This window comes from Asticcacaulis sp., from assembly GCF_051954415.1.
In the GTDB taxonomy this organism is placed as follows: Bacteria; Pseudomonadota; Alphaproteobacteria; order Caulobacterales; family Caulobacteraceae; genus Asticcacaulis.
In genome coordinates this window covers 1-19,639 of record NZ_JBQCHT010000006.1, presented here as the reverse complement: position 1 = coordinate 19,639, position 19,639 = coordinate 1, and the positions used below count along the sequence as shown (strand labels likewise).

The window sequence follows — 19,639 nt, the reverse complement described above, 5'->3', positions numbered from 1 at the left end:
CGCATTACGTCAAAGGCTGATAAAGCTTCGTGACAGCCCGTTGCGGATGGTCTAAAGCCGAATCCCACCTCAATTCTGTCTGCGAATAACGCCCATGACCCTCCATTCCAGGCGCCCGACGCCTTTCGATCTCGGCCCCGTCCATTTTGTCGGCATCGGCGGCATTGGTATGAGCGGTATCGCTGAGATCATGATCAAGATCGGCTACAAGGTGCAGGGCTCGGACGCTAAGGCTTCCGCAAATACCGAGCGTCTGGAAAAGCTCGGTGCGCAGATCTTCATCGGCCACGAGGCGGCGCACGTGTCTGAAGGCGTCTGCGCCCTGGTCTATTCGACGGCGGTGAAACAGGATAACCCGGAGATGGTCGAGGCGCGCCGCCGCCGCATCCCGCTGGTGCGCCGCGCCGAAATGCTGGCCGAGCTGATGCGCCTGCAATTCTCCATCGCGGTCGGCGGCACCCACGGCAAGACGACCACGACCTCGATGGTGGCGGCCCTGCTCGATGCCGGCGGCTTAGATCCGACCGTGGTCAATGGCGGCATCATCAATAATTACGGCACCAATGCCAAGGTGGGCGATGGCGACTGGATCGTGGTCGAGGCCGACGAGTCTGATGGCTCATTCCTGCGCCTGAAATCGACCCTGGCCATTGTCACCAATATCGACGCCGAGCACTTGGATCACTGGGGCGATTTTGACGCCGTGAAAAAGGGCTTCTGCGACTTCATCGAGAATATCCCTTTTTATGGCTTCGCCGCCGTCTGCATCGATCATCCGGAAGTGCAGGCCCTGGCCGCCCGCATCGATAACCGCCGCCTGATCCCCTATGGTGTCAGTCCGCAGGCCGAGGTGCGCTGCGCCAATATTGAATTCGGCCCGGAAGGTGCGTGTTTCGACGTCATTTTCCAGCCGACCGGTGCGGAAGCCTTTACGTGGGAAAAACTGAAACTGCCCATGACCGGCAACCACAACGTTTCCAACGCCACCGCCGCCATCGCCATTGCCCGCGAACTGGGTATAGGCGAGGATGATATCCGTAAAGGTTTGGCCGGCTTTGGCGGGGTCAAGCGCCGCTTTACGACTACGGGCGTGGTCGATGGCATCCGCGTGATCGATGATTACGGTCACCATCCGGTCGAGATTGCCGCGGTGCTCAAGGCTGCGCGTCAGGTCACCACAGGTCGGGTCATCGCCGTGGTTCAGCCGCACCGCTATACCCGCCTGCGTGACCTGATGAACGAGTTCTCCTCCTGCTTCCATGATGCGGACATGGTGATCGTGGCCGATGTTTATTCGGCCGGCGAACAGCCGATCGAGGGCGTTGACAAAGCGCATCTGGTCGAGGGGCTGCACCGCTTCGGCCATCGCCATGCCGTGGCGCTTGATACCTCGGCGCATCTGGCCGGGCTGGTGGCGGCTGAGGCCAAGCCGGGTGATCTGGTGGTCTGTCTTGGCGCCGGCGATATCACCCAATGGGCCTACGCCCTGCCGGGCCAGTTAGAGGCCCTTAAAGTATGATCGGATTAGAGGCGCTTTGCGATCAAATGCGTCAATATGCGGAGATAATATCAGTACCTCCCGCTATGATGCCGAGTTGTAATGCGCCTAATCGTGGTGGCCTGCATATCGGCCTTACCTCGGATGGGAAAAAATACGTTCTGACCTATAGCGAAAAAGACCTGACAGACACGCTTTTGATCAGCAAAAAAGCTGAGCCTATTCTGGAAGCTGCATTTGACCAGTTGACTTTGAATTTAGCGGGGCAGCGAATATCCACACGCACTATCGGACCCGATGACATTCTTTCCGCACCGCAAATGCCACCCCCTGGCCATTTATTTGATTTCGAAATCAAAATGAACGAGGCTCAGGAGGATCTCTTAGGTCAGATCAATCCTCAATGGGCCGAACGACAAAAGCAGCGTAACGCGCATCTTATAAATGAGAAGAAAAAAAGGTTCGGTGAATGAGCTGGAAATCTGACCTACCTAATGTTCGAGGCAAGTTGATGTTCAACGCCGCCCTGGCGCCGTTTACCTGGTTCCGCGTCGGCGGGCCGGCCGATGTCATCTTTCTGCCGGAAGATGCCGCTGATCTCAGCGAATTCCTGAAAGCGCTCGATCCCGGCATTCCCGTCCTGACCATCGGCGTCGGCTCGAACCTGTTGGTGCGCGATGGCGGCATTGACGGCGTCGTCATCCGTCTCGGTCGCAATTTCGCCGATGTGACGCCGCGCGGCGATGCCCGTATTGAAGCCGGGGCGGCGGCGCTAGATGCCAATGTCGCCAAGGTGGCGGCGCAGAATGGCATTGCTGGTTTGGAATTCTATCGCGGCGTGCCGGGCACGATCGGCGGGGCCCTGACCATGAATGCCGGCTGCTATGGTTCGGAAACCAAGGACGTGCTGGTCGAAGCCTATGCCATCACCCGCGCCGGTGAACGCATTACGATTTCCAATGCCGACATGGGCTTCCGCTATCGCCATTCGGAACCGGAAGGTGTGATCTACACAGGGGCTCTTTTCCAGGGCACGCCCGACGATGCCGCCGCCGTTACCGAGCGCATGGAGGCCATCACCGCCCGCCGCGAACAGACCCAGCCGATCCGCGAAAAGACCGGTGGCTCGACCTTCAAGAACCCGGAGGGCAAGAGCGCCTGGCAATGCGTTGATGAAGCCGGCTGGCGCGGCAAACTCTTCGGTGCGGCCAAGTTCTCGGAACTGCATTCTAATTTCATGATCAATACCGGCGACGCCACGGCGGCCGAACTGGAAGGTCTCGGCGAGGCGGTCCGCGCCGATGTCATGACCAAGCTCGGCATAGACCTGCACTGGGAAATCAAGCGGATCGGTAAGGTGGCATAAACCCTTTCTCCTCCCTTGCGAGCCTCTTGGCGACGCGGGGGAGGTGGCCAGCGTAGTCTGGCCGGAGGGGGCGAACAGAAGAGAAGGGCTAAGCGATGACGGAAGGTAAATGCGCTATCTGGGGGACTGACCTAATTGATCAAGGCAGAGCCGGCGGTTCAGATAACATATCATTTATTTCGCCCCGCTCTGGCGGAAATTATGAAATTATATGGAGACTGCGGAATGAAATTAGTAATTTATCCTATGAAGAAAAATTAAAATTAACAACATGGCTTGTAAATGAGCGATTGAGTGGCGTTGTTTGGCCTGTAATTGACTATGACGTTATTGAAAAAATAAAAAATTCTCATGCTTTAACCACAAATCAGAGAATTGACCGATTTTTACTTTTTTGTTTTTACAAAAAAATTCGGCCAGGAAATGCTATATACGAATTTAAGAAAAGCCAAGACGGTCAGTCCAATAAAGGCTTAGTTTCTGATGAAATATATGCTTGGACTGAAAGCCTTAATTGGAGCGATTTTATAGGATTGCGAAATATTATTTCCGAATATGGTTATATATATGAGTATTCTATTTTTCCAAACGTAGCGCCTCAATATGATACAATATCAGCATCAGGTTATATGCGGATTGATGCGTTAACCGAGGTTAACTCTAATTCTAACCAAGCCTTTGTGGCCATGTGGTTCGATCCAAGCTTGGATGCTAGTTACGAAAATGCCATCGAACCTGCTATCCGAGAAGCCGGTTACGAACCGCGTATCATCCGCAAGGTCGAGCACAATAATAAAATCGATGATGAGATCATCGCCGAAATTCGCCGGTCCAAATTTGTAATCGCGGACTTTACCTGTGGTTTTTCAAAGGATGGCTCAGAAGCTATTGCGCGTGGTGGCGTCTATTATGAAGCTGGCTTTGCGCAAGGGCTAGGGCTACCGGTCATTTGGACATGTCACGAGGATATTATCAGCCATGTCCATTTCGACACTCGTCAGTATAATCACATCGTCTGGAAAGATGTGGCTGATCTAAAAGAGAAGCTTCTCAATCGTATTCGAGCAACCATCACATAACAAACGCCTTGGCCCCCTCCGTCAGCGACACCAGCCCTGCGGGCTTCGCCCGAAGAACTGGGCGCTGACACCTCCCCCGCTTCGCCAAGAGGCTCACAAGGGAGGAGAAGTAAGGTCCAATTTTCTCTAGCCTGGGAGTTACGCCATGAAAGTCGGGTTTATCGGTTTGGGCAATATGGGGGCGGCGATTGCGCCTAATCTGGTCCGGGCGGGGCATGAGGTTTCGGTGTGGAACCGGTCGCCGGAAAAGGCTGATCCGCTGGTCGCCGACGGCGCCATTCGTGCCGCCACACCGGCCGAGGCCAGCCGGGGCGAGGCCGTCTTCAGCATGCTGGCCGATGACGCGGCGGTTGAAGGCGTTTCGGAAGCTATATTGGCCAGCTTGCCTGCCGGTGGTGTCCATATATCCCTCAGCACGATCAGCGTGGCGCTGGCCGATAAACTGACCGAGGCCCATGCCGCCAAGGCGCAGCACTTCGTTTCGGCGCCGGTGTTTGGTCGCCCGCCCGTGGCCGCCGAAGGCAAGTTATTTATTGCCGCCGCAGGCAGCGATGCGGCTATCGCCAAGGCCATGCCGCTGCTGGAGGTCATTGGCCAGAAGGTGCAGGTCTTCGGTGACAAGCCTTCCGCCGCCAACCTAGTCAAGCTGGCCGGCAACTTTCTGATCGTCAATGTCACCGAAGCCTTAAGCGAAGCCATGGCGCTGGTGGCCAAGGGCGGGGTCGAAAAGGCCGACCTGCTCGATTTCCTGACCTCGACCCTGTTCGGCGCACCAATCTACAAGAACTATGGCGCGCTGATCGTCTCGGAAAAATTTGAACCCGCGGGTTTCGCCGCCGTACTGGCCGCCAAGGATATGCGTCTGGCGGGCGAGGCGGCGGACAATCTGGGTGTTTCCATGCCGCTCAATGACCTGCTGCGGGCGCGATTGGGGCGCCTGGTCGAAGGCGGCGAAGGCCATCTCGACCTGACCGGCCTGTCCTTGTTGGCAAGCCGGGACGCCGGTCTGAAATGACCCTGCTCAGCCGCGCCATTAACGCCCCGCTGATAATGGGCATTATCAATGTGACGCCCGACAGCTTTTCCGATGGCGGGGCTTATGACCCGCTCGAACAGGCGCGGCGGCTGATCAATGAGGGCGCCGATGTGCTCGATATCGGCGGGGAATCGACCCGGCCTGGCGCGGAACCCGTCAGCGCCGAGGCGGAAATCGCCCGTGTCGTGCCGGCCATCTCTGCCATTGCCGCCGAATGGCCGGGCGTCATTAGCATCGATACACTTAAGCCTTACGTGGCCCGTGCGGCCTTTCAGGCGGGCGCTACCGTTTGGAACGATGTCACGGCGCTTTCGCACACGCCGGAAAGCCTCGACGTGGCCGCCGACCTGGGGGGCGATATTATCCTGATGCACATGCAGGGCGAGCCGCGCACCATGCAGTCCGCGCCGCACTATGACGATGTGGTGGCGGAGGTGGAAACCTGGCTGCTGCAACGCGCCGAGGCCGCCATACGGGCCGGCGTGGCGCCTGATCGTATCTGGCTCGATCCCGGCATTGGTTTCGGCAAGACGCTCGATCACAACCTGGCCCTGATCCGCGCCACCGACCGGCTGGCCTCGCATGGCTTTCCGCTGCTGATGGCGGCCTCGCGCAAGCGCTTTATCGCGGCTTTGGAAGAGCGGGAAGGAGGCGTGGCCTCGGCTGCCCAGGATCGCATCGGTGGCACCCTGGCGGTGCATTTGCACGCCATTGCCAATGGCGCTAAAATGGTGCGAGTCCATGATGTGCTTGCCATGAGGCAGGCCATGCGGGTATGGAGCGCGCTCCAAGGACATTCTTGTTGACGCACTTTTTAATCCGAAAAGTGCGTGACACTTTTCGGAAAGTGCTCGAATTGAATTATCGCACGCGCGCCATCATCTATCTGATCCTTCTGCCGATCTGCCTGATCGGTGCGTTGGGCGGTACTGCGCCGCTGGCCTTTTCGTTCGCCTTTCTGGGCATTGCCATCTCGCAGTTCTTCTTCCTGTGCCCGCGCTGCGGCAAGCATGTCGATACCAAGGGCGCCGACCGCGGCAACTTCTTCTATGGTGTCTTCGAGCCGCACGAAACCGACTGCCCCCGTTGCGGGCGCTCGCGTGAAAACGTCTGGCCGCTGCAATATGTCGTCAAACGCGAACCCTGGGATGGTATCCGCCAGGACGAGGTTTAGGACCGGTTGCGCAGTTTCTGCACCAGCATCAGCAGCGCGATGGCGATAAACAGCGCGCCGCAGATCAGCAGAAACGGATCGTGGAGCATCTTGTCGATCATGAGGGCCTGTAGATATCGAAGGCACCGAGGAAAACCGGGTTTTCGATGACCGAGCCGCAGCTCAGCATATATTGCCCCGGCGGTTGCAGGTTGAATGCCGCCGGCACCAGCGGCAGGAACAGTTCCTGACCGGATTTCTTGCCGACCAGCGACAGCACAAAACCTTCCGAGCGATTGGCGCGGATCAGTTGCCCGGCCAATATCTCATAACTGGTCATTTCGTCATTGGCGTCGATCTGGTTCAGGCGGACAAGGATCAGCGTCCCGCGCATGGCGCGCAGGATCGGATGACCATTATCGGCAAAGGCCTCCGGTTCCAGTTCTATCCAACGATCTGACTCGCTCAATTGTCGCCTTCCGTAAAATCAGGAAAGGCTTCGACAAAGGCAAAGCGCGGTACATTGCCTGTCTCTGTAATGACGGTCTCGGTGAACATGGATAGCGGCCGAACCCACAGGCGGGCCTCGCCGCCGGTCTGTCCCATCGGAGCATAAAGGACCAGGTCTTCCTCAGTTTCCGAATGGGTAACGGTGCCGAAGACGCGATAGAGCTTGTTCTTGTAATGGCGATAGGTGCCGCGCGGAATGGCGCTTTTGTAAAACGAGGTTGTCAGGGGCATCCACCCCTCCTATGTGAGGTTCTGAGCCATCTATGAGCCTATTCGGCCGTTAAGGACAAGTATGCAGCGCGTTTTAATCATTGCCGGCTCCGATTCATCGGGCGGCGCCGGCATCCAGGCCGATATCAAGACGGTGACCTGCCTTGGCGGTTATGCCATGACGGCGATCACGGCCCTGACCGTGCAGAATACGCTGGGTGTTTCCGATGTCATGGCCGTGCCGCCATCGATTATCACGGCCCAGGCAATGGCCTGCCTCGATGATATCGGCGCCGACGCCATCAAGACCGGAATGCTGGCTGATATTGCCGTCATGGAGGCGGTGTCATTGGTAATCGAAGGCGCAAAAGTCTTCACCGTCATCGATCCGGTGATGGTGGCTAAAGGCGGTCATGCCCTAATGAACCATCATGCGGTAGACGCCATGAAGGCGCTGATGCTGCCGTTGGCTGACCTGCTCACGCCCAATGCACCTGAAGCCGCGGCGCTGACCGGTCTTAAGGTCGAGACCGAGGACGATATGCGCAAGGCGGGCGAAGCCCTGCTGGCCATGGGGGCCAAAAACGTGTTGCTCAAGGGCGGCCATATCGAGACGCCGGATGTGGTCGATCTGCTGATCACCCGCAAGGGCGAGCATCGCTTCACCTCGGAGCGCATCGATACCCGCCATACGCATGGCACGGGCTGCACCCTGGCCAGCGCTTGTGCGGCCCTGACACGCGAAGCCCGGCCGCTTGAGGAAACGGTCGGGCTGGCGAGGGATTATGTTGGCGGGGCGATCCTGATGGCGCCCGGCCTGGGGGAAGGCCACGGGCCGCTGCGCCATAACTGGCTGCTCTGAGTTCCCAAACGCAAGGCGTTTTGGCAAGGCCAAGGGCCGCCCGAGCTTTTGCGAGGAGGCTGCGAGGCCTCTGAGCGCTTAGCGCCTGTTGTTGTCGTGGCCTTGAACGCGGACCTTGCCTGACAAAATGTCGAGCTTGGTGTTCAGGGTATTGATCTCCGGCTGGCTCAGGCCACGGCCTGACCGTTCATACTGACGCTTCAACGAAATGATGCTGTTCAGCGAGGTGGTGAGGCGGCTGTTTTCCGCGCGGCTGATGCGGCCGGAGCGCCTGCCGTCGGCGAGACGGCCCTTCAGGTCTTGAATGCGGGCTTCGATCTTACGGCCAGCGTCGACGCCATATTGTGCGTGGGCAGCCCCTGCCGGGGCATGGTTTTGCGGTGCCGCCTGGGCGGGCAGGCTCATCGTGGCCAGGCCGGCGCTCATGAACATCAGGGCGATCATGGCTTTGGCGGATGTGAATGCTGTTTTCATGGTCATGTTCCTTTTTGAGTTTCTCGCTGCTCTCCAGCGATGACCTCAATCTACGTCTGTGAAACTGAGGCCTGCCTGAACAAGCCGCTTCAGCCGGTATTCATGTAACGGTACGGTTTTGGCCGAAATTGGTGACACTGGCGTTTGAAGCGTGAATTTATAAGGGCTGGAGCAGGCGGTAATATGTCGGGTTTGATATATTCGGCAGGGTGGGCAATTGAGGCTCGAAATAAAAAATAATTAATTTACCCAATATCTTAAGTTCAGACAGCCAAAGGGCGCAGAACCATAGGTCTGCGCCCTGAGGGATAAGAGACGTGATGGGCTGTTTAGCCGCGACGATTGTCGAAATCGTGTTTCTCGTAACGGATCTGACCTTGCAGGCGATCGAGGCGATTATCCAAGAGGCTGATTTCGTTGAGGCTCAGGCCGCGGCCGGAACGCTCATAGCTGCGCTTTTGCGAGGAAATCAGGTTCAGTTCGTTATTGAGGCGGCGGCCTTCGCGGTAGCTGATCTGGCCGGTCCGGCGGCCCTGGTCGATACGGGCATCCAGTCGAGCAATGCGGTTGCTCAACTGGGCCGAGGCGCGGTCGTCGCGGTGGTTCCAGCCAGGGCCGCGATGATCGGTGACAACCACGACATGTGCCGGGCGGGCGCTGGCAATGGCAGGCGCGGTGAGGGTGGTCAGGGCGGCGGCAGCGGCAGCCAGGGTGATCAGGGTCTTTTTCATCGTCTTTCTCCGTATTGTGTTTTCGCTGTTCCATCAGCGATGGACCCATATAAACACGTGACCCCTGAGCCTGACCTGAACGGCGCGGTTCATATTCGGTTCATGGCGAAAGAAAATTATCCACGAAATCAGGAGGATAAGTTTCAGGCGCTACAAAGAGCCTAATGCGCGAGGCGGAAAAATGCGATTTTGTTCGATCACGCGGATTGTTAAGGGAGGATAGCCGCCCCGACTGAAAAAAGGCTTGCCCTGACAGGCCCGAAAGCGCAAAGAGCGAAGGAAAATGTACCGTATAGTGGGGTCCGCATGTCGACTTTTTCCGCCAACAAACCTGCTCGCGCCCCTGAGCGTCCGTGGTTTTCGTCGGGCCCGACAAGCAAGCGCCCTGGCTGGAGCGTTCAGGCGCTTGCGGGCGCGCCGGTGGGGCGCTCGAACCGGTCCAAGGTTACGGTGGGGCGGCTTAACCAGGCCATCGACCTGACGCGCTCGATCCTGCAAATTCCGACGGACTATCAGGTGCTGGTCATGCCGGCTTCCGATACCGGAGCTTTTGAGGCCGCCATGTGGAACCTGCTGGGGCAGCGCAAGGTACAGCTTCTGGCCTTTGAAAGCTTTGGCCAATTGTGGGCCGATGATGCGGTGAGCCACCTAAAGCTTGATTGCGAAGTCCTGAGCGCGCCCTATGGCCAGTTGCCGGACCTGTCGAAGATCGATCCGCAGGCCGATCTGGTGTTCCCCTGGAACGGCACCACGTCCGGCGTGCGCGTGCCCAATTCGGATTTTCTCGATGGCCATGAAGGACTCGTGCTGTGCGATGCCACATCAGCGGCCTTCTGCATGGAACTGCCGTGGGAAAAACTCGATGTCGCCACCTTCTCCTTCCAGAAGGCTCTGGGCGGTGAGGCGGGTTTCGGCGTGCTGGTGCTGTCGCCGAAGGCCATCGACCGCCTGAACACCTGGGAGTCGGGCCGCCCGATCCCCAAGGTGCTGCGCCTGAAGGCCAAGGGTGCCGCTGACATGAAGATTATTGGCGGCGATGCCATCAACACCTATTCCTTCCTGGTGATCGAGGACTATCTCGATGCCCTGCGCTGGGCCTCGCTGGAAGGCGGGCTGGAAGGGCTGATCAATCGCTGCAACCACAATTTCAATGTCTTGCGCGAATGGGTAGGGGCCACTTCGTGGATCGATTTCGTCGCCGAAGTGCCGGAGACGCGTTCGACCACCTCGGTGTGCCTGAAGTTTGTCGATCCGGCGGTGCAATCGCAGCCGGCCGAGGTGCAGGCAAAGCTGGCAGCAAAAATGGCGTCACTGCTGGAGATCGAGGGCGTAGCCTTTGATATCAACGGCTATCGTGCCGCCCCGCCAGGCCTGCGCATCTGGTGCGGCTGCACGGTCGAGGCGGATGATATCGATTCCCTGCTGCCGTGGCTGGAATGGGCCTATGCCGAGGCGCTGACCGTATTGGAAGTGGCGTAATCCTCAATTTCCGAAGGCCTTTTGGCCTGAGGCAAGGGCAAGCGCCCGCCGCGCATGTTTGCGCGAGCCCATTTTTTCTTAAATAAGGATGGCGGCATTTGAGCTAAAATAATGGGTTACAAGCCCCGATTCATCCTCTATAGGGTGCCACCGGCTTTTCCGCGCACGCTCAGATGCGTGGCTTTTATCTGTGACCGGAGCAATCATCTTGGCAAACGTAACCGTAATTGGCGCTCAGTGGGGCGACGAGGGCAAGGGCAAGCTTGTCGACTGGCTCTCAAATCGCGCCGATGTCGTCGTTCGTTTCCAGGGCGGGCATAATGCGGGCCATACGCTGGTGGTTGATGGCAAGGTTTACAAGCTCTCCCTGCTGCCCTCCGGCGTAGTCCAGGGCAAGCTCTCGATCGTCGGTAATGGCGTGGTCATCGATCCGTGGGCGCTGTTCGATGAAATCGCCCGTGTCGAGGCGCAAGGCTTGAGCATCACGCCTGACCTGCTGGTGATCGCCGACAATGCCTGTCTGATCCTGCCGATCCATTCCGAACTCGACCTGGCGCGCGAAGCCGCTGCCGGCACCGGAAAGATCGGCACTACGGGCCGCGGCATAGGCCCGGCCTACGAAGACAAGGTGGGCCGCCGGGCTATCCGCGTCGCCGACCTGGCCGATTTTGACGCCCTGGACGCCAAGATCGACCGGCTGCTGGCGCATCACAATCCGCTGCGCGCCGGTCTGGGGCTCGCGCCGGTCGATGTTGCCGCCCTGACCGAAAAGCTGAAAGCCATCGCGCCGCGCCTGCTGTCACACGTCAAGCCGGCCTGGTATGTGCTCGATAAGGCCAAGACGGAAGGCAAGCGCATCCTGTTTGAAGGGGCACAAGGCGCCCTGCTCGATATCGACCACGGCACCTATCCGTTCGTCACCTCGTCCAATACGGTGGCCGGCCAGGCCGCTGCCGGTTCCGGCATGGGGCCTAAGAGCGTCGGCTATGTGCTGGGCATCCTGAAAGCCTATACCACCCGCGTCGGTTCCGGCCCGTTCCCGACCGAGTTGTTCGATGAGATCGGCCAGGGCATTGCCACGCGCGGCCATGAATTTGGCACCGTCACTGGCCGCGCCCGCCGTGTCGGCTGGCTGGATGCGGTGCTGGCGCGCCAGTCGATCGCCATCAACGGCATCGACGGCATTGCGCTCACCAAGCTCGATATCCTCGACGGCATTGAGACCATCAAGGTCTGCGTCGGCTACAGGGTCGGCGACAAGGTGCTCGACTATCTGCCGGCCGGTTTCAAGGACCAGCAGGGCATTGAGCCTGTTTATGAAGAGATCGAAGGCTGGAGCGAAAGCACGCAAGGCGCCCGCTCGTGGAAGGATTTGCCGGGCAATGCGGTGAAATATGTCCGCCGCATCGAGGAACTGATCGGCGCGCCGGTGGCCCTGCTGTCGACCAGTCCTGAGCGAGAAGACACCATTCTCATGCGCGATCCATTCCAGGACTGACGGCAGGTTGGTGGCTTCCGGAAACAGAAAAAGTGCGAGAAGACACCATCCTCATGCGTGATCCGTTCCAGGACTAGACAACGCGCGTTGCTTTTTTAAATTCGCCTGAATTTTGCAGCGCCATAAAATCTATTTTTACTAATCGGGCATAGGATTGCGGCACAATATCAGCAGAGTGTCCTCGTGTTTTCGCTCGATCCCAAACTGGAAGCCAAACTGAAACCGCATCTGAAGCGGGTATTGGTGCTGGAAGGCAATCCGGCCTATGCCCGCATCCTGATGGATATGCTGCGCGTGCTGGGGGCCGAAAAGGTCCAGGTTGAAACGGACGACCGCAGCGCCACCCTGATCTGCCAGGATTTCGATCCGCAGGTCATTTTCTGCGATCTCAAGGGACCAAATATCGAAGGCGCGTCCTTTGTCACCGGTCTGCGCCGTTCGGACATGAAATGCCGCAAGATCCCGGTGATCATGATGGCGCCGAACGACCTGCCGGAAACCCTGAAGCAGGCACGTGATTGCGGCAGCGATGAGATCATGAAGAAGCCGTTTGCTTCAGGTGACCTGTTGCAACGCCTGGACCACGTCGTCACCAAGTCGCGGCCATGGATCGAGGCGGTGATGTATGTCGGGCCGGACCGCCGGCGGTTCAATTCCGGCTTTGGCGGCGCGACGACACGACCTCCGGAAAACATGTCGGACGGCATGAAGCGTCTGGAGCAGAGCGTGCGCATCCTACGCGCTGCCGCCGATCAGTTTGATAATGACCGCAAGCAGGCGAGAAGGGCCATTACAGCCCAGCTTGAAGTCCTGGTGCCGGCGTGCAAGGCGATCACCGATCCGAAGTTTAAAGCCGCCGTGACGGAAATCTTCACCGCCTACAAGTCCAATGAAATGACGGGTGAGATGCTCAAGGCGCCGGTCGCTGCCCTGGCCAAGCTCTTCCGCATCGACGACGCCAAAAAAGAAAACGCGGCATAACGCCCGCGGTCATAAATGGCCGCGGGCATTATCTTGCTTTAAGCTCAATCGCCGCAGGGGCTTTACGCGCAAAAATGCGCGGCGGGCGCTTGCCCTTGCCAGGCTGTATACAGCCTGGCGTTACAGTCCTCAGGCCGGAACCGGTGTCGCTGCCTGCGAGGCGGCGATCATGGCCTTTTGCAGCTTCTCAAAGGCGCGCACCTCGATCTGGCGGACACGTTCGCGCGAGACGCCAAAGCGCTCGGCGAGGTCTTCCAGAGTCGTGGGTGAATCCTTAAGGCGGCGCTCGGTCAGGATTTCCTTTTCACGGTCGTTCAGTTCGCCCATGGCGGCCTGAAGTAGGTCCATGCGCTGGCCATATTCCTCATTGTCAGCCAGGACGGTTTCCTGCGATTGCTGGGTGTCATCGACCAGCCAGTCCTGCCATTCCGACTCGCCTTCGGCAGCGCGCAGGGGCGCGTTCAGCGACGAATCGGCCGAGGACATGCGGCGGTTCATGCTGACGACATCGGCCTCGGAAACGCCGAGCTTGGTGGCGATCTGCTCGACATGTTCGTGGCGCAGGTCGCCGTCTTCCAGGGCGGAAATTTCCGACTTCACCTTGCGCAGGTTGAAGAACAGTTTCTTCTGCGCGGCGGTGGTGCCCATCTTGACCAGCGACCAGGAGCGCAGGACGTATTCCTGAATCGACGCCTTGATCCACCACATGGCATAGGTGGCCAGGCGGAAGCCACGATCGGGGTCGAACTTCTTGACCGCCTGCATCAGGCCGACATTGCCTTCGGAAATGACTTCGCCCACGGGCAGGCCATAACCGCGATAGCCCATGGCGATCTTGGCGACGAGGCGCAGGTGCGAGGTGACCAGCTTGTGGGCGGCCTTGGGATCCTGATGCTCGGTCCAGCGTTTGGCCAGCATGAACTCTTCATCCTTGGCCAGCATGGGGAACTTGCGAATTTCCGACAGATAGCGATTGAGGCCGCCGTCCGGCGTCAGGGCCGGCAGGCTGGCACCGTCGCGGGTGGCGAGGTTCGAAGAGGAGGAGGTCAGGGCAAGAGAACTCATCGGCGCGTCGCTTTCTGTAGAATTTTCTGTTTCTGGTCGGGATTCTGACGAGCGGTCAGAAAAAGGAAGTGTGTCGGACATGAGACCCGCGCCTTGTCAGTGAGGGGGAGCACAGACGAAGGGGATATCCTGCCCGACAACTGCGCCTAGATTTAGGAAGCCTTTCGGCGAAAAAAAGACCCATAAACTGCGAAATCGCAAAAAAATGGCATCAAGCTGCGAATTTGTTGCAGAAAGGTATCACACCAGGCGGTGTTACATGATCACACTTAGGTGAGTGCGTTGCGGTATGGCTAATACATATCCGCCAGAGCGTCGGCGAGTTCCTGCATGTCATCGGGCAGAGGGGCTTTGAATTTCAACTTCTGGCCAGTGATCGGGTGGATAAAGCCCAGAAGGCCGGCGTGAAGGGCCTGGCGGGTGAAATCCAGTTCTTTCAAAATGGCCTGGACCTCCTTGGCCGGCGCACCGGAACCATAGACCGGATCGCCGAGGCAGGGGCAGCCGAGATGGGCCATATGGACACGGATCTGGTGGGTGCGGCCGGTTTCCAGCCGGCAGGTCAAGAGAGCGGCCAGCGGTTTGGTGTCGCCGTAGACCTCTTCAAGCTGGTAATGGGTGATGGCTTCGCGGCCGCCGGCGCGCAGCACGGCCATTTTCTTGCGGTCATGGTGCGAACGGCCGATCCGCGTGGTTACCGTGCCGGACATATAGCGCGGGGCGCCGCGGACGATCGCCTTGTATTCCCGGTCGATATCATGGCGCGAGAAGAGTTCGCTCAAGGCGCGGTGGGCCACGTCTGATTTGGCGGCGACCAGAATGCCGGACGTGTCCTTGTCGAGCCTGTGAACAATGCCGGGCCGCAGCACGCCACCAATGCCGGAGAGAGTGTCGCCGCAATGGTAGAGCAGGGCATTGACCAGGGTGCCGTCGCGCGTGCCGGGCGCCGGATGCGCCGCCATGCCGACGGGCTTGTTGACCACGATCAGGTGTTCGTCCTCGAACAGGATATCGAGCGGGATGTCCTGTGGCTCAGGCTTCGCGGCGACGGGGGCGGGGATGCTGAGCACATAGGTGCCGGCGCGCGCCTTGTGCTTGCCGTCGGCGATCACCTTGCCGTCGATGCTCAGGCGGCCTTCGGCGATCAGGGCCTGCAGGCGGGCGCGGGAAAGGTCGGTGAAGTGACCCGCCAGGACGCGATCCAGCCGTTCGCCCGATTCGCCGGCTTCAATATCCGCGGTCAGGATCTGGCTGTCACCGGCCTCATCATCGGGGGAGAGATCGTCGTCATCAATGTCGTCAGGCGTGTTGGTCATGGATACTTGTGGCCGTCAAAAAGTAAGAAACCCCACCACCATCCGCCTTCGCCTGAAGGCTGCGCCGGACGGTCCCCCTCCCCGGTAAACTGGGGAAGTATAAAACAAAAACACCGGAAACCAGTGGTCTCCGGTGTTTTTATAACTGTAGCAAACAATCCGAAGACTATTCGATGTCTTCGTTGATCAGGCCGATCTTGAGATAGCCATTTTGTTGCAGTTCGTTGATCACCTTGACGAAGTCGGCATAGGTGATGTCCTTGTCGCCGCGGACCAGAACGCGCTGTTCGCTGAGCGGGGTATTCGGGTCGGTGACGCGCAGCGCGGCCGCCACGTCGCCGATCAGGCGGTCCATGCTGGTCTTTTGTGGCCCGATATAGATGTCATCGGGGCCCATGATCGAGATGAACACCGGGTCAGGGCGCTTTTCACTCGTGGGGGGTGCCTTCGCGGGCGGCAGGTCGAGCTTGATCGACACCGTGGCGGCCGGGATGGACACCATGAAGATGATGAGCAGGACGAGCATGACGTCGACGAAAGGCGTGACGTTGATGTCCGAATTCTGTGCGATGGTATACCGGCTACCGCCGCCGCCGCCGAGCTTTGCGCCCATAGTCTAACTCCCTTTGTGCCACCGCAGGCGAACAGCCCGCAGGGGAAGAACATTATGCCATCGGCTCAGCGACCGCGCATCGAGTGCGCCGCCTTTTGCCGGTCGGAAGCGATTTAGGACAACTCCCGGATAAAAGTAAAGCCTGAAAGGCACTCAAACCGACCCATCATTAAGAATATTTCATGTCCGGCGCCTCTGTAGAAGCCAAAACGCCGGAAATCAGGAAGCGGCCGGCGTTATCCCAAATCATGGGAGGCGCTATTCGATGTCTTCGTTGATCAGGCCGATATTGAGGTAACCGTTCTGCTGCAACTGGTTGATCACCTGTACGAAGTCGGCATAGGCAATGTCCTTGTCGCCGCGCACCAGGACGCGCTGCTCACTCAAAGGCGTGTCCGGATCTGAAATACGCAGGGCGGTCGCCACATCGCTGATCAGGTTGGTCATGCTGGTTTTTTGCGCGCCGATATAGATATCGTCCGGTCCCATGACCGAAATGAAAACCGGATCGGGGCGCTTCGGGCCTGGCTGCGGTTGGGCCGGTGGCAGGTCCAGCTTGATCGAGACGGTGGCGGCCGGAATCGACACCATGAAGATGATCAGCAGCACCAGCATGACATCCACGAACGGCGTGACATTGATGTCGGCATTCTGCGTGATGGTGTAGCGGCTGCTGCCGCTGGCTCCGATTTTGATAGCCATGATTGCCTCTCCTTTTCACATTGCGTGACCATAATTTATGCCTTACATTATATTTTGTAAAGCAAGGTATATGAAAAATACGCAGGCTGAAGGTCAGGCAATAAAAAAGCGGCCCTGCCGGAGCAGGGCCGCTTTTTCGGAAAGGTGGGAGTCTTACTTATGCGTCAGGCGCATAAAGCGTTCCTGAAGCGCAATGTCGGTCTTGAACACGCCGGTAAAGCGGGTGGTGACCGTGGTGACGTTCTTGTGGTGGACGCCGCGGGTGCTCATGCACTGGTGCTCGGCATCGATCATCACCGCCACACCGAGCGGGGCCAGCGAGTCCTCGATGGCGTCGGCCACCTGCTTGGTCATGGTTTCCTGGGTTTGCAGGCGCTTGGCGAAGATTTCGACGACGCGGGCGATCTTGGAGATGCCGACCACCTTGGAGGTCGGCATATAGGCGACCCACGCCTTGCCAAGGAAGGGCGCCATATGGTGTTCGCAGTGCGATTCGACATCGATCTCGCGCAGCATGACCATATCGTCATAGCCCTGAACGTCCTCGAAGGTGCGCGACAGCTCCTTTTTCGGATCGGCCTGATAGCCCTGGAACCATTCCTCATAGGCATCGACCACGCGCTTGGGCGTATCGATCAGGCCCTCACGTTCGGGATCATCACCCGCCCAGGCGAGCAGGGTCTTCACGGCCTTCATGGCTTCCTCGCGCGACGGGCGGTTGGTGAAGGTGACGACGCTCTTGGGCTTGGAGGTGTTGAGCAGGCTGTTTTCAGCGGAGGTCAGGTTCGACACAGGATCAAGGCTATCCATTATAAATACAGTTCCCCGAGGGCCGAGTGGCGCCGGAACGACGGTTCCGGAATGACGCGTGACATCCCTCATTTGGCCTTATGCTTGACGCTTTCACCAGACGATGGCAGCAGCCGAAACACGCAGCAGACAGTCCCTTATACTACACATAGGCCGAAATTGGATCATTCCGGCCGAGATTTTCCGTGGTGCAAAGGTTCGCCGGTGTCTATATGGGAGGGAGCCCTTTGATTACAACCGAAAATCTCCAAAAAGCGCCTATGACACTGTACATACACGACACGCTGAGCGGCCAGAAGGTGCCGTTTGAACCGACAAATCCCGATCGCGTGACGATGTATGTCTGTGGGCCGACCGTTTATAACTATGCCCATATCGGCAATGCGCGGCCAGTCGTGGTGTTCGATGTGCTGTTCCGTCTGCTGCGCCATCTCTATGGCGAGGACAAGGTCGTTTACGCTCGCAACATCACCGACGTGGACGACAAGATCAACAAGAAGGCGATCGACGAAGGCGTTGACATCTCCGTCATCACCAACAAATTCGCCGATATCTATAATGCCGATATGGCGGCGCTGAATGCCCTGCCGCCGACCTATCAGCCGCGCGCCACAGAGCACATGCCCGACATGGTGGCGATGATAGAAGACCTGATTGCGCGGGGTGCAGCCTATGTCACTGACGACGGTGAAGTCCTGTTCCGAGTGGCGGATTATGATGGTGGCTCAGGCCGCTATGGCAAGCTGGCCAAGCGGTCTTTGGATGACATGATCGCCGGTGCGCGGGTTGAGGTGGCCGAAAACAAGGACAATGCCGCCGATTTCGTGCTGTGGAAACCGTCAAAGCCGGGCGAGCCGGAGTGGCCGGGGCCCAAAGGTTTGCCAGGGCGTCCGGGCTGGCATATCGAATGCTCGGCCATGAGCGAGGCGAAGCTTGGCCTGCCAATCGATATTCATGGTGGCGGCCAGGATTTGATCTTCCCGCACCATACCAATGAGATAGCGCAATCCTGCGCCGCGCATGGTCATTCCGATCCTGCCGCCTATGCGAAATACTGGATGCACAATGGCTTCCTCGATTTCTCCGGCGAGAAGATGTCGAAGTCACTGGGCAATGTCGTGCTGGTCCATGACCTTATCAAGGACTATCCGGGCGAAGTGATCCGCTGGGCCTTGCTGAGCGGACATTATCGTTCGCCACTCAATTGGACGCCGGAGTTGCTGGAGCAAAGTCGAAAATCATTGGACCGCCTTTACGGCATACTGTTGCGTGCTAAAGACATTCCGCTTCAGGAAGTCTGGCCAGACGATGTGATCTTCGGACCATTGCTTGATGACTTAAATACTCCCGGAGCCGTTGCTCGACTTTATGAGATTGCTCCTGCACTCGACAGTATGGTGGAGCGTAACGATCCTGCGCGAGTGAAGACATCTTTTATGGCTTTGGCTAACGTCCTTGGCATCCTCCAGCAAGACCCCGAAGTCTGGTTCAAGCAGGGGGCCTCCGACGATCTGACCGCTCAGGTCGAGGCTCTGCTGGCTGAGCGCGCCGCCGCCCGCGCCGCGAAGAACTGGCCGGAATCGGACCGCATCCGCGATGCGCTCAATGCGCTCAATGTCGAGGTCATGGACGGCCCGCAGGGCGCGACCTGGAAACTGAAAGGCAAGGCATAATGGCGCTCAAGATTGAAAAACGCGTCGGCATTGCCGCGCCGATTGACGATGTTTATGAGGTCATCGCCGATATCAATGCCTGGCCGGAATGGAGCCCCATCCACAAAAAGGCCGAAGGCGAACTGCATTTCGGCGCTCCGGTGCATCTGGAAGAATATTTCGAGGGTCTCGGCACCTGGGAAACCGATGGCATCATCGCCGACTGGACGCCCCTGTCGCATATCCATATCACCGTGCCGAAGCCCTTCTATGCCGGCAGCCTGATCCGTTATTTCGAGTTCGATGCCCTGTCGGAATACGGCAGCAGCTTCTCGATCGGAGCCCTGTTCACGGGCTTCCTGTCGGAGCGTGAAGGCAAGGCCTACCGCGAGCATATCCGCACGGGCTTTGCCGCTTTCGGCGAGGCCCTGAAGGCGCGGGCCGAGGCCAGATTCGCCTCTAATCCGCACGCCTCTTCGGTCATTGTGCCGCCGGTGCCGAAGGAAGACCCGCTGCATAAGCCAAGGCCGAAATGGCTCAACACCCATTTCTGGGGCAAGAAGAAATAAGCCTTGCTACTCTCCCCCTCTTGGAGGGGGAGGTG

The 19,639-nt window shown here is 58.5% G+C and carries 22 protein-coding genes; 13 read left to right on the top strand and 9 right to left on the bottom strand.

What is annotated here, in order from left to right; all coding sequences use genetic code 11:
- The first annotated feature begins 94 nt into the window (after positions 1 to 94).
- From murC to ACTHND_RS01340, 7 genes are all read left to right on the top strand, one after another.
- A complete protein-coding gene (gene murC, locus ACTHND_RS01370; protein ID WP_440175475.1) occupies positions 95 to 1,519 on the top strand; it encodes a UDP-N-acetylmuramate--L-alanine ligase in 1,425 nt (474 codons plus the stop codon).
- Positions 1,516 to 1,971 carry a hypothetical protein gene (locus ACTHND_RS01365; RefSeq protein WP_440175474.1) on the top strand — a complete coding sequence of 152 codons (456 nt, stop codon included), beginning with the start codon at positions 1,516 to 1,518 and terminating at the stop codon, positions 1,969 to 1,971. Before murC ends, ACTHND_RS01365 begins: the two co-directional genes overlap by 4 nt.
- A complete protein-coding gene (gene murB / locus ACTHND_RS01360; protein ID WP_440175473.1) occupies positions 1,968 to 2,864 on the top strand; it encodes a UDP-N-acetylmuramate dehydrogenase in 897 nt (298 codons plus the stop codon). The genes ACTHND_RS01365 and murB overlap by 4 nt, the downstream gene beginning before the upstream one ends.
- Positions 2,865 to 2,959: 95 nt before the next feature.
- Positions 2,960 to 3,943, top strand: a complete 984-nt coding sequence (locus ACTHND_RS01355; protein ID WP_440175472.1) for a hypothetical protein — start codon at positions 2,960 to 2,962, stop codon at positions 3,941 to 3,943.
- A 145-nt stretch (positions 3,944 to 4,088) separates the two neighbouring features.
- Positions 4,089 to 4,958, top strand: a complete 870-nt coding sequence (locus ACTHND_RS01350; RefSeq protein ID WP_440175471.1) for an NAD(P)-dependent oxidoreductase — start codon at positions 4,089 to 4,091, stop codon at positions 4,956 to 4,958.
- Positions 4,955 to 5,785 (top strand): dihydropteroate synthase, encoded by an 831-nt coding sequence (gene folP, locus ACTHND_RS01345; protein ID WP_440175470.1) that lies wholly within the window; start codon positions 4,955 to 4,957, stop codon positions 5,783 to 5,785. The genes ACTHND_RS01350 and folP overlap by 4 nt, the downstream gene beginning before the upstream one ends.
- Positions 5,786 to 5,835: 50 nt before the next feature.
- Positions 5,836 to 6,153 (top strand): hypothetical protein, encoded by a 318-nt coding sequence (locus tag ACTHND_RS01340; RefSeq protein ID WP_440175469.1) that lies wholly within the window; start codon positions 5,836 to 5,838, stop codon positions 6,151 to 6,153.
- Between the two features lie 97 nt (positions 6,154 to 6,250).
- Here the strand turns inward: ACTHND_RS01340 and ACTHND_RS01335 are convergent, their stop codons facing one another.
- On the bottom strand, positions 6,251 to 6,601 hold the full coding sequence (locus tag ACTHND_RS01335; protein ID WP_440175468.1) for a hypothetical protein: 351 nt from the start codon (positions 6,599 to 6,601) through the stop codon (positions 6,251 to 6,253).
- Positions 6,598 to 6,873 carry a DUF1653 domain-containing protein gene (locus tag ACTHND_RS01330; protein ID WP_440175467.1) on the bottom strand — a complete coding sequence of 92 codons (276 nt, stop codon included), beginning with the start codon at positions 6,871 to 6,873 and terminating at the stop codon, positions 6,598 to 6,600. The genes ACTHND_RS01335 and ACTHND_RS01330 overlap by 4 nt, the downstream gene beginning before the upstream one ends.
- A 61-nt stretch (positions 6,874 to 6,934) precedes the next feature.
- Between ACTHND_RS01330 and thiD the strand changes: the two genes are divergently transcribed.
- Positions 6,935 to 7,714: a bifunctional hydroxymethylpyrimidine kinase/phosphomethylpyrimidine kinase gene (gene thiD / locus ACTHND_RS01325; protein WP_440175466.1), complete on the top strand. Its 780-nt coding sequence runs from the start codon at positions 6,935 to 6,937 to the stop codon at positions 7,712 to 7,714.
- 78 nt (positions 7,715 to 7,792) lie between these two features.
- Here the strand turns inward: thiD and ACTHND_RS01320 are convergent, their stop codons facing one another.
- Complete coding sequence (locus ACTHND_RS01320) at positions 7,793 to 8,188, bottom strand: hypothetical protein (RefSeq protein ID WP_440175465.1); 396 nt, start codon at positions 8,186 to 8,188, stop codon at positions 7,793 to 7,795.
- 329 nt (positions 8,189 to 8,517) lie between these two features.
- Positions 8,518 to 8,919 carry a hypothetical protein gene (locus tag ACTHND_RS01315; protein WP_440175464.1) on the bottom strand — a complete coding sequence of 134 codons (402 nt, stop codon included), beginning with the start codon at positions 8,917 to 8,919 and terminating at the stop codon, positions 8,518 to 8,520.
- Positions 8,920 to 9,225: 306 nt separating this feature from the next.
- Here ACTHND_RS01315 and ACTHND_RS01310 point away from each other — a divergent pair, with 306 nt between their 5' ends.
- From ACTHND_RS01310 to ACTHND_RS01300, 3 genes are all read left to right on the top strand, one after another.
- Positions 9,226 to 10,398, top strand: coding sequence for a phosphoserine transaminase (locus ACTHND_RS01310; protein WP_440175463.1), 1,173 nt, complete (start codon positions 9,226 to 9,228; stop codon positions 10,396 to 10,398).
- Between the two features lie 208 nt (positions 10,399 to 10,606).
- Positions 10,607 to 11,896: an adenylosuccinate synthase gene (locus ACTHND_RS01305; protein ID WP_440175462.1), complete on the top strand. Its 1,290-nt coding sequence runs from the start codon at positions 10,607 to 10,609 to the stop codon at positions 11,894 to 11,896.
- Between the two features lie 183 nt (positions 11,897 to 12,079).
- The gene (locus ACTHND_RS01300; protein WP_440175461.1) at positions 12,080 to 12,877 is read left to right on the top strand and encodes a response regulator; all 798 of its coding nucleotides are present in this window, start codon (positions 12,080 to 12,082) and stop codon (positions 12,875 to 12,877) included.
- 129 nt (positions 12,878 to 13,006) lie between these two features.
- On the opposite strand, the gene rpoH is transcribed toward ACTHND_RS01300, so the two are convergent.
- The 5 genes from rpoH to folE all read right to left on the bottom strand — a co-directional run bounded on the left by rpoH (position 13,007) and on the right by folE (position 17,383).
- Positions 13,007 to 13,942, bottom strand: a complete 936-nt coding sequence (gene rpoH / locus ACTHND_RS01295; protein WP_440175460.1) for an RNA polymerase sigma factor RpoH — start codon at positions 13,940 to 13,942, stop codon at positions 13,007 to 13,009.
- A 293-nt stretch (positions 13,943 to 14,235) separates the two neighbouring features.
- Positions 14,236 to 15,258 (bottom strand): RluA family pseudouridine synthase, encoded by a 1,023-nt coding sequence (locus tag ACTHND_RS01290; protein ID WP_440175459.1) that lies wholly within the window; start codon positions 15,256 to 15,258, stop codon positions 14,236 to 14,238.
- A gap of 166 nt (positions 15,259 to 15,424) precedes the next feature.
- Entirely contained in the window at positions 15,425 to 15,871 is a 447-nt protein-coding gene (locus ACTHND_RS01285; protein ID WP_440175458.1) for a biopolymer transporter ExbD, read from the bottom strand.
- 258 nt (positions 15,872 to 16,129) lie between these two features.
- Positions 16,130 to 16,573, bottom strand: coding sequence for a biopolymer transporter ExbD (locus tag ACTHND_RS01280; RefSeq protein WP_440175457.1), 444 nt, complete (start codon positions 16,571 to 16,573; stop codon positions 16,130 to 16,132).
- A gap of 153 nt (positions 16,574 to 16,726) precedes the next feature.
- Entirely contained in the window at positions 16,727 to 17,383 is a 657-nt protein-coding gene (gene folE, locus ACTHND_RS01275) for a GTP cyclohydrolase I FolE (RefSeq protein WP_440175456.1), read from the bottom strand.
- Between the two features lie 260 nt (positions 17,384 to 17,643).
- Between folE and cysS the strand changes: the two genes are divergently transcribed.
- Together cysS and ACTHND_RS01265 are read left to right on the top strand one after the other, a co-directional pair.
- On the top strand, positions 17,644 to 19,056 hold the full coding sequence (gene cysS, locus ACTHND_RS01270; protein WP_440175455.1) for a cysteine--tRNA ligase: 1,413 nt from the start codon (positions 17,644 to 17,646) through the stop codon (positions 19,054 to 19,056).
- Positions 19,056 to 19,604 carry an SRPBCC domain-containing protein gene (locus ACTHND_RS01265; RefSeq protein WP_440175454.1) on the top strand — a complete coding sequence of 183 codons (549 nt, stop codon included), beginning with the start codon at positions 19,056 to 19,058 and terminating at the stop codon, positions 19,602 to 19,604. Before cysS ends, ACTHND_RS01265 begins: the two co-directional genes overlap by 1 nt.
- Positions 19,605 to 19,639: the final 35 nt, after the last annotated feature.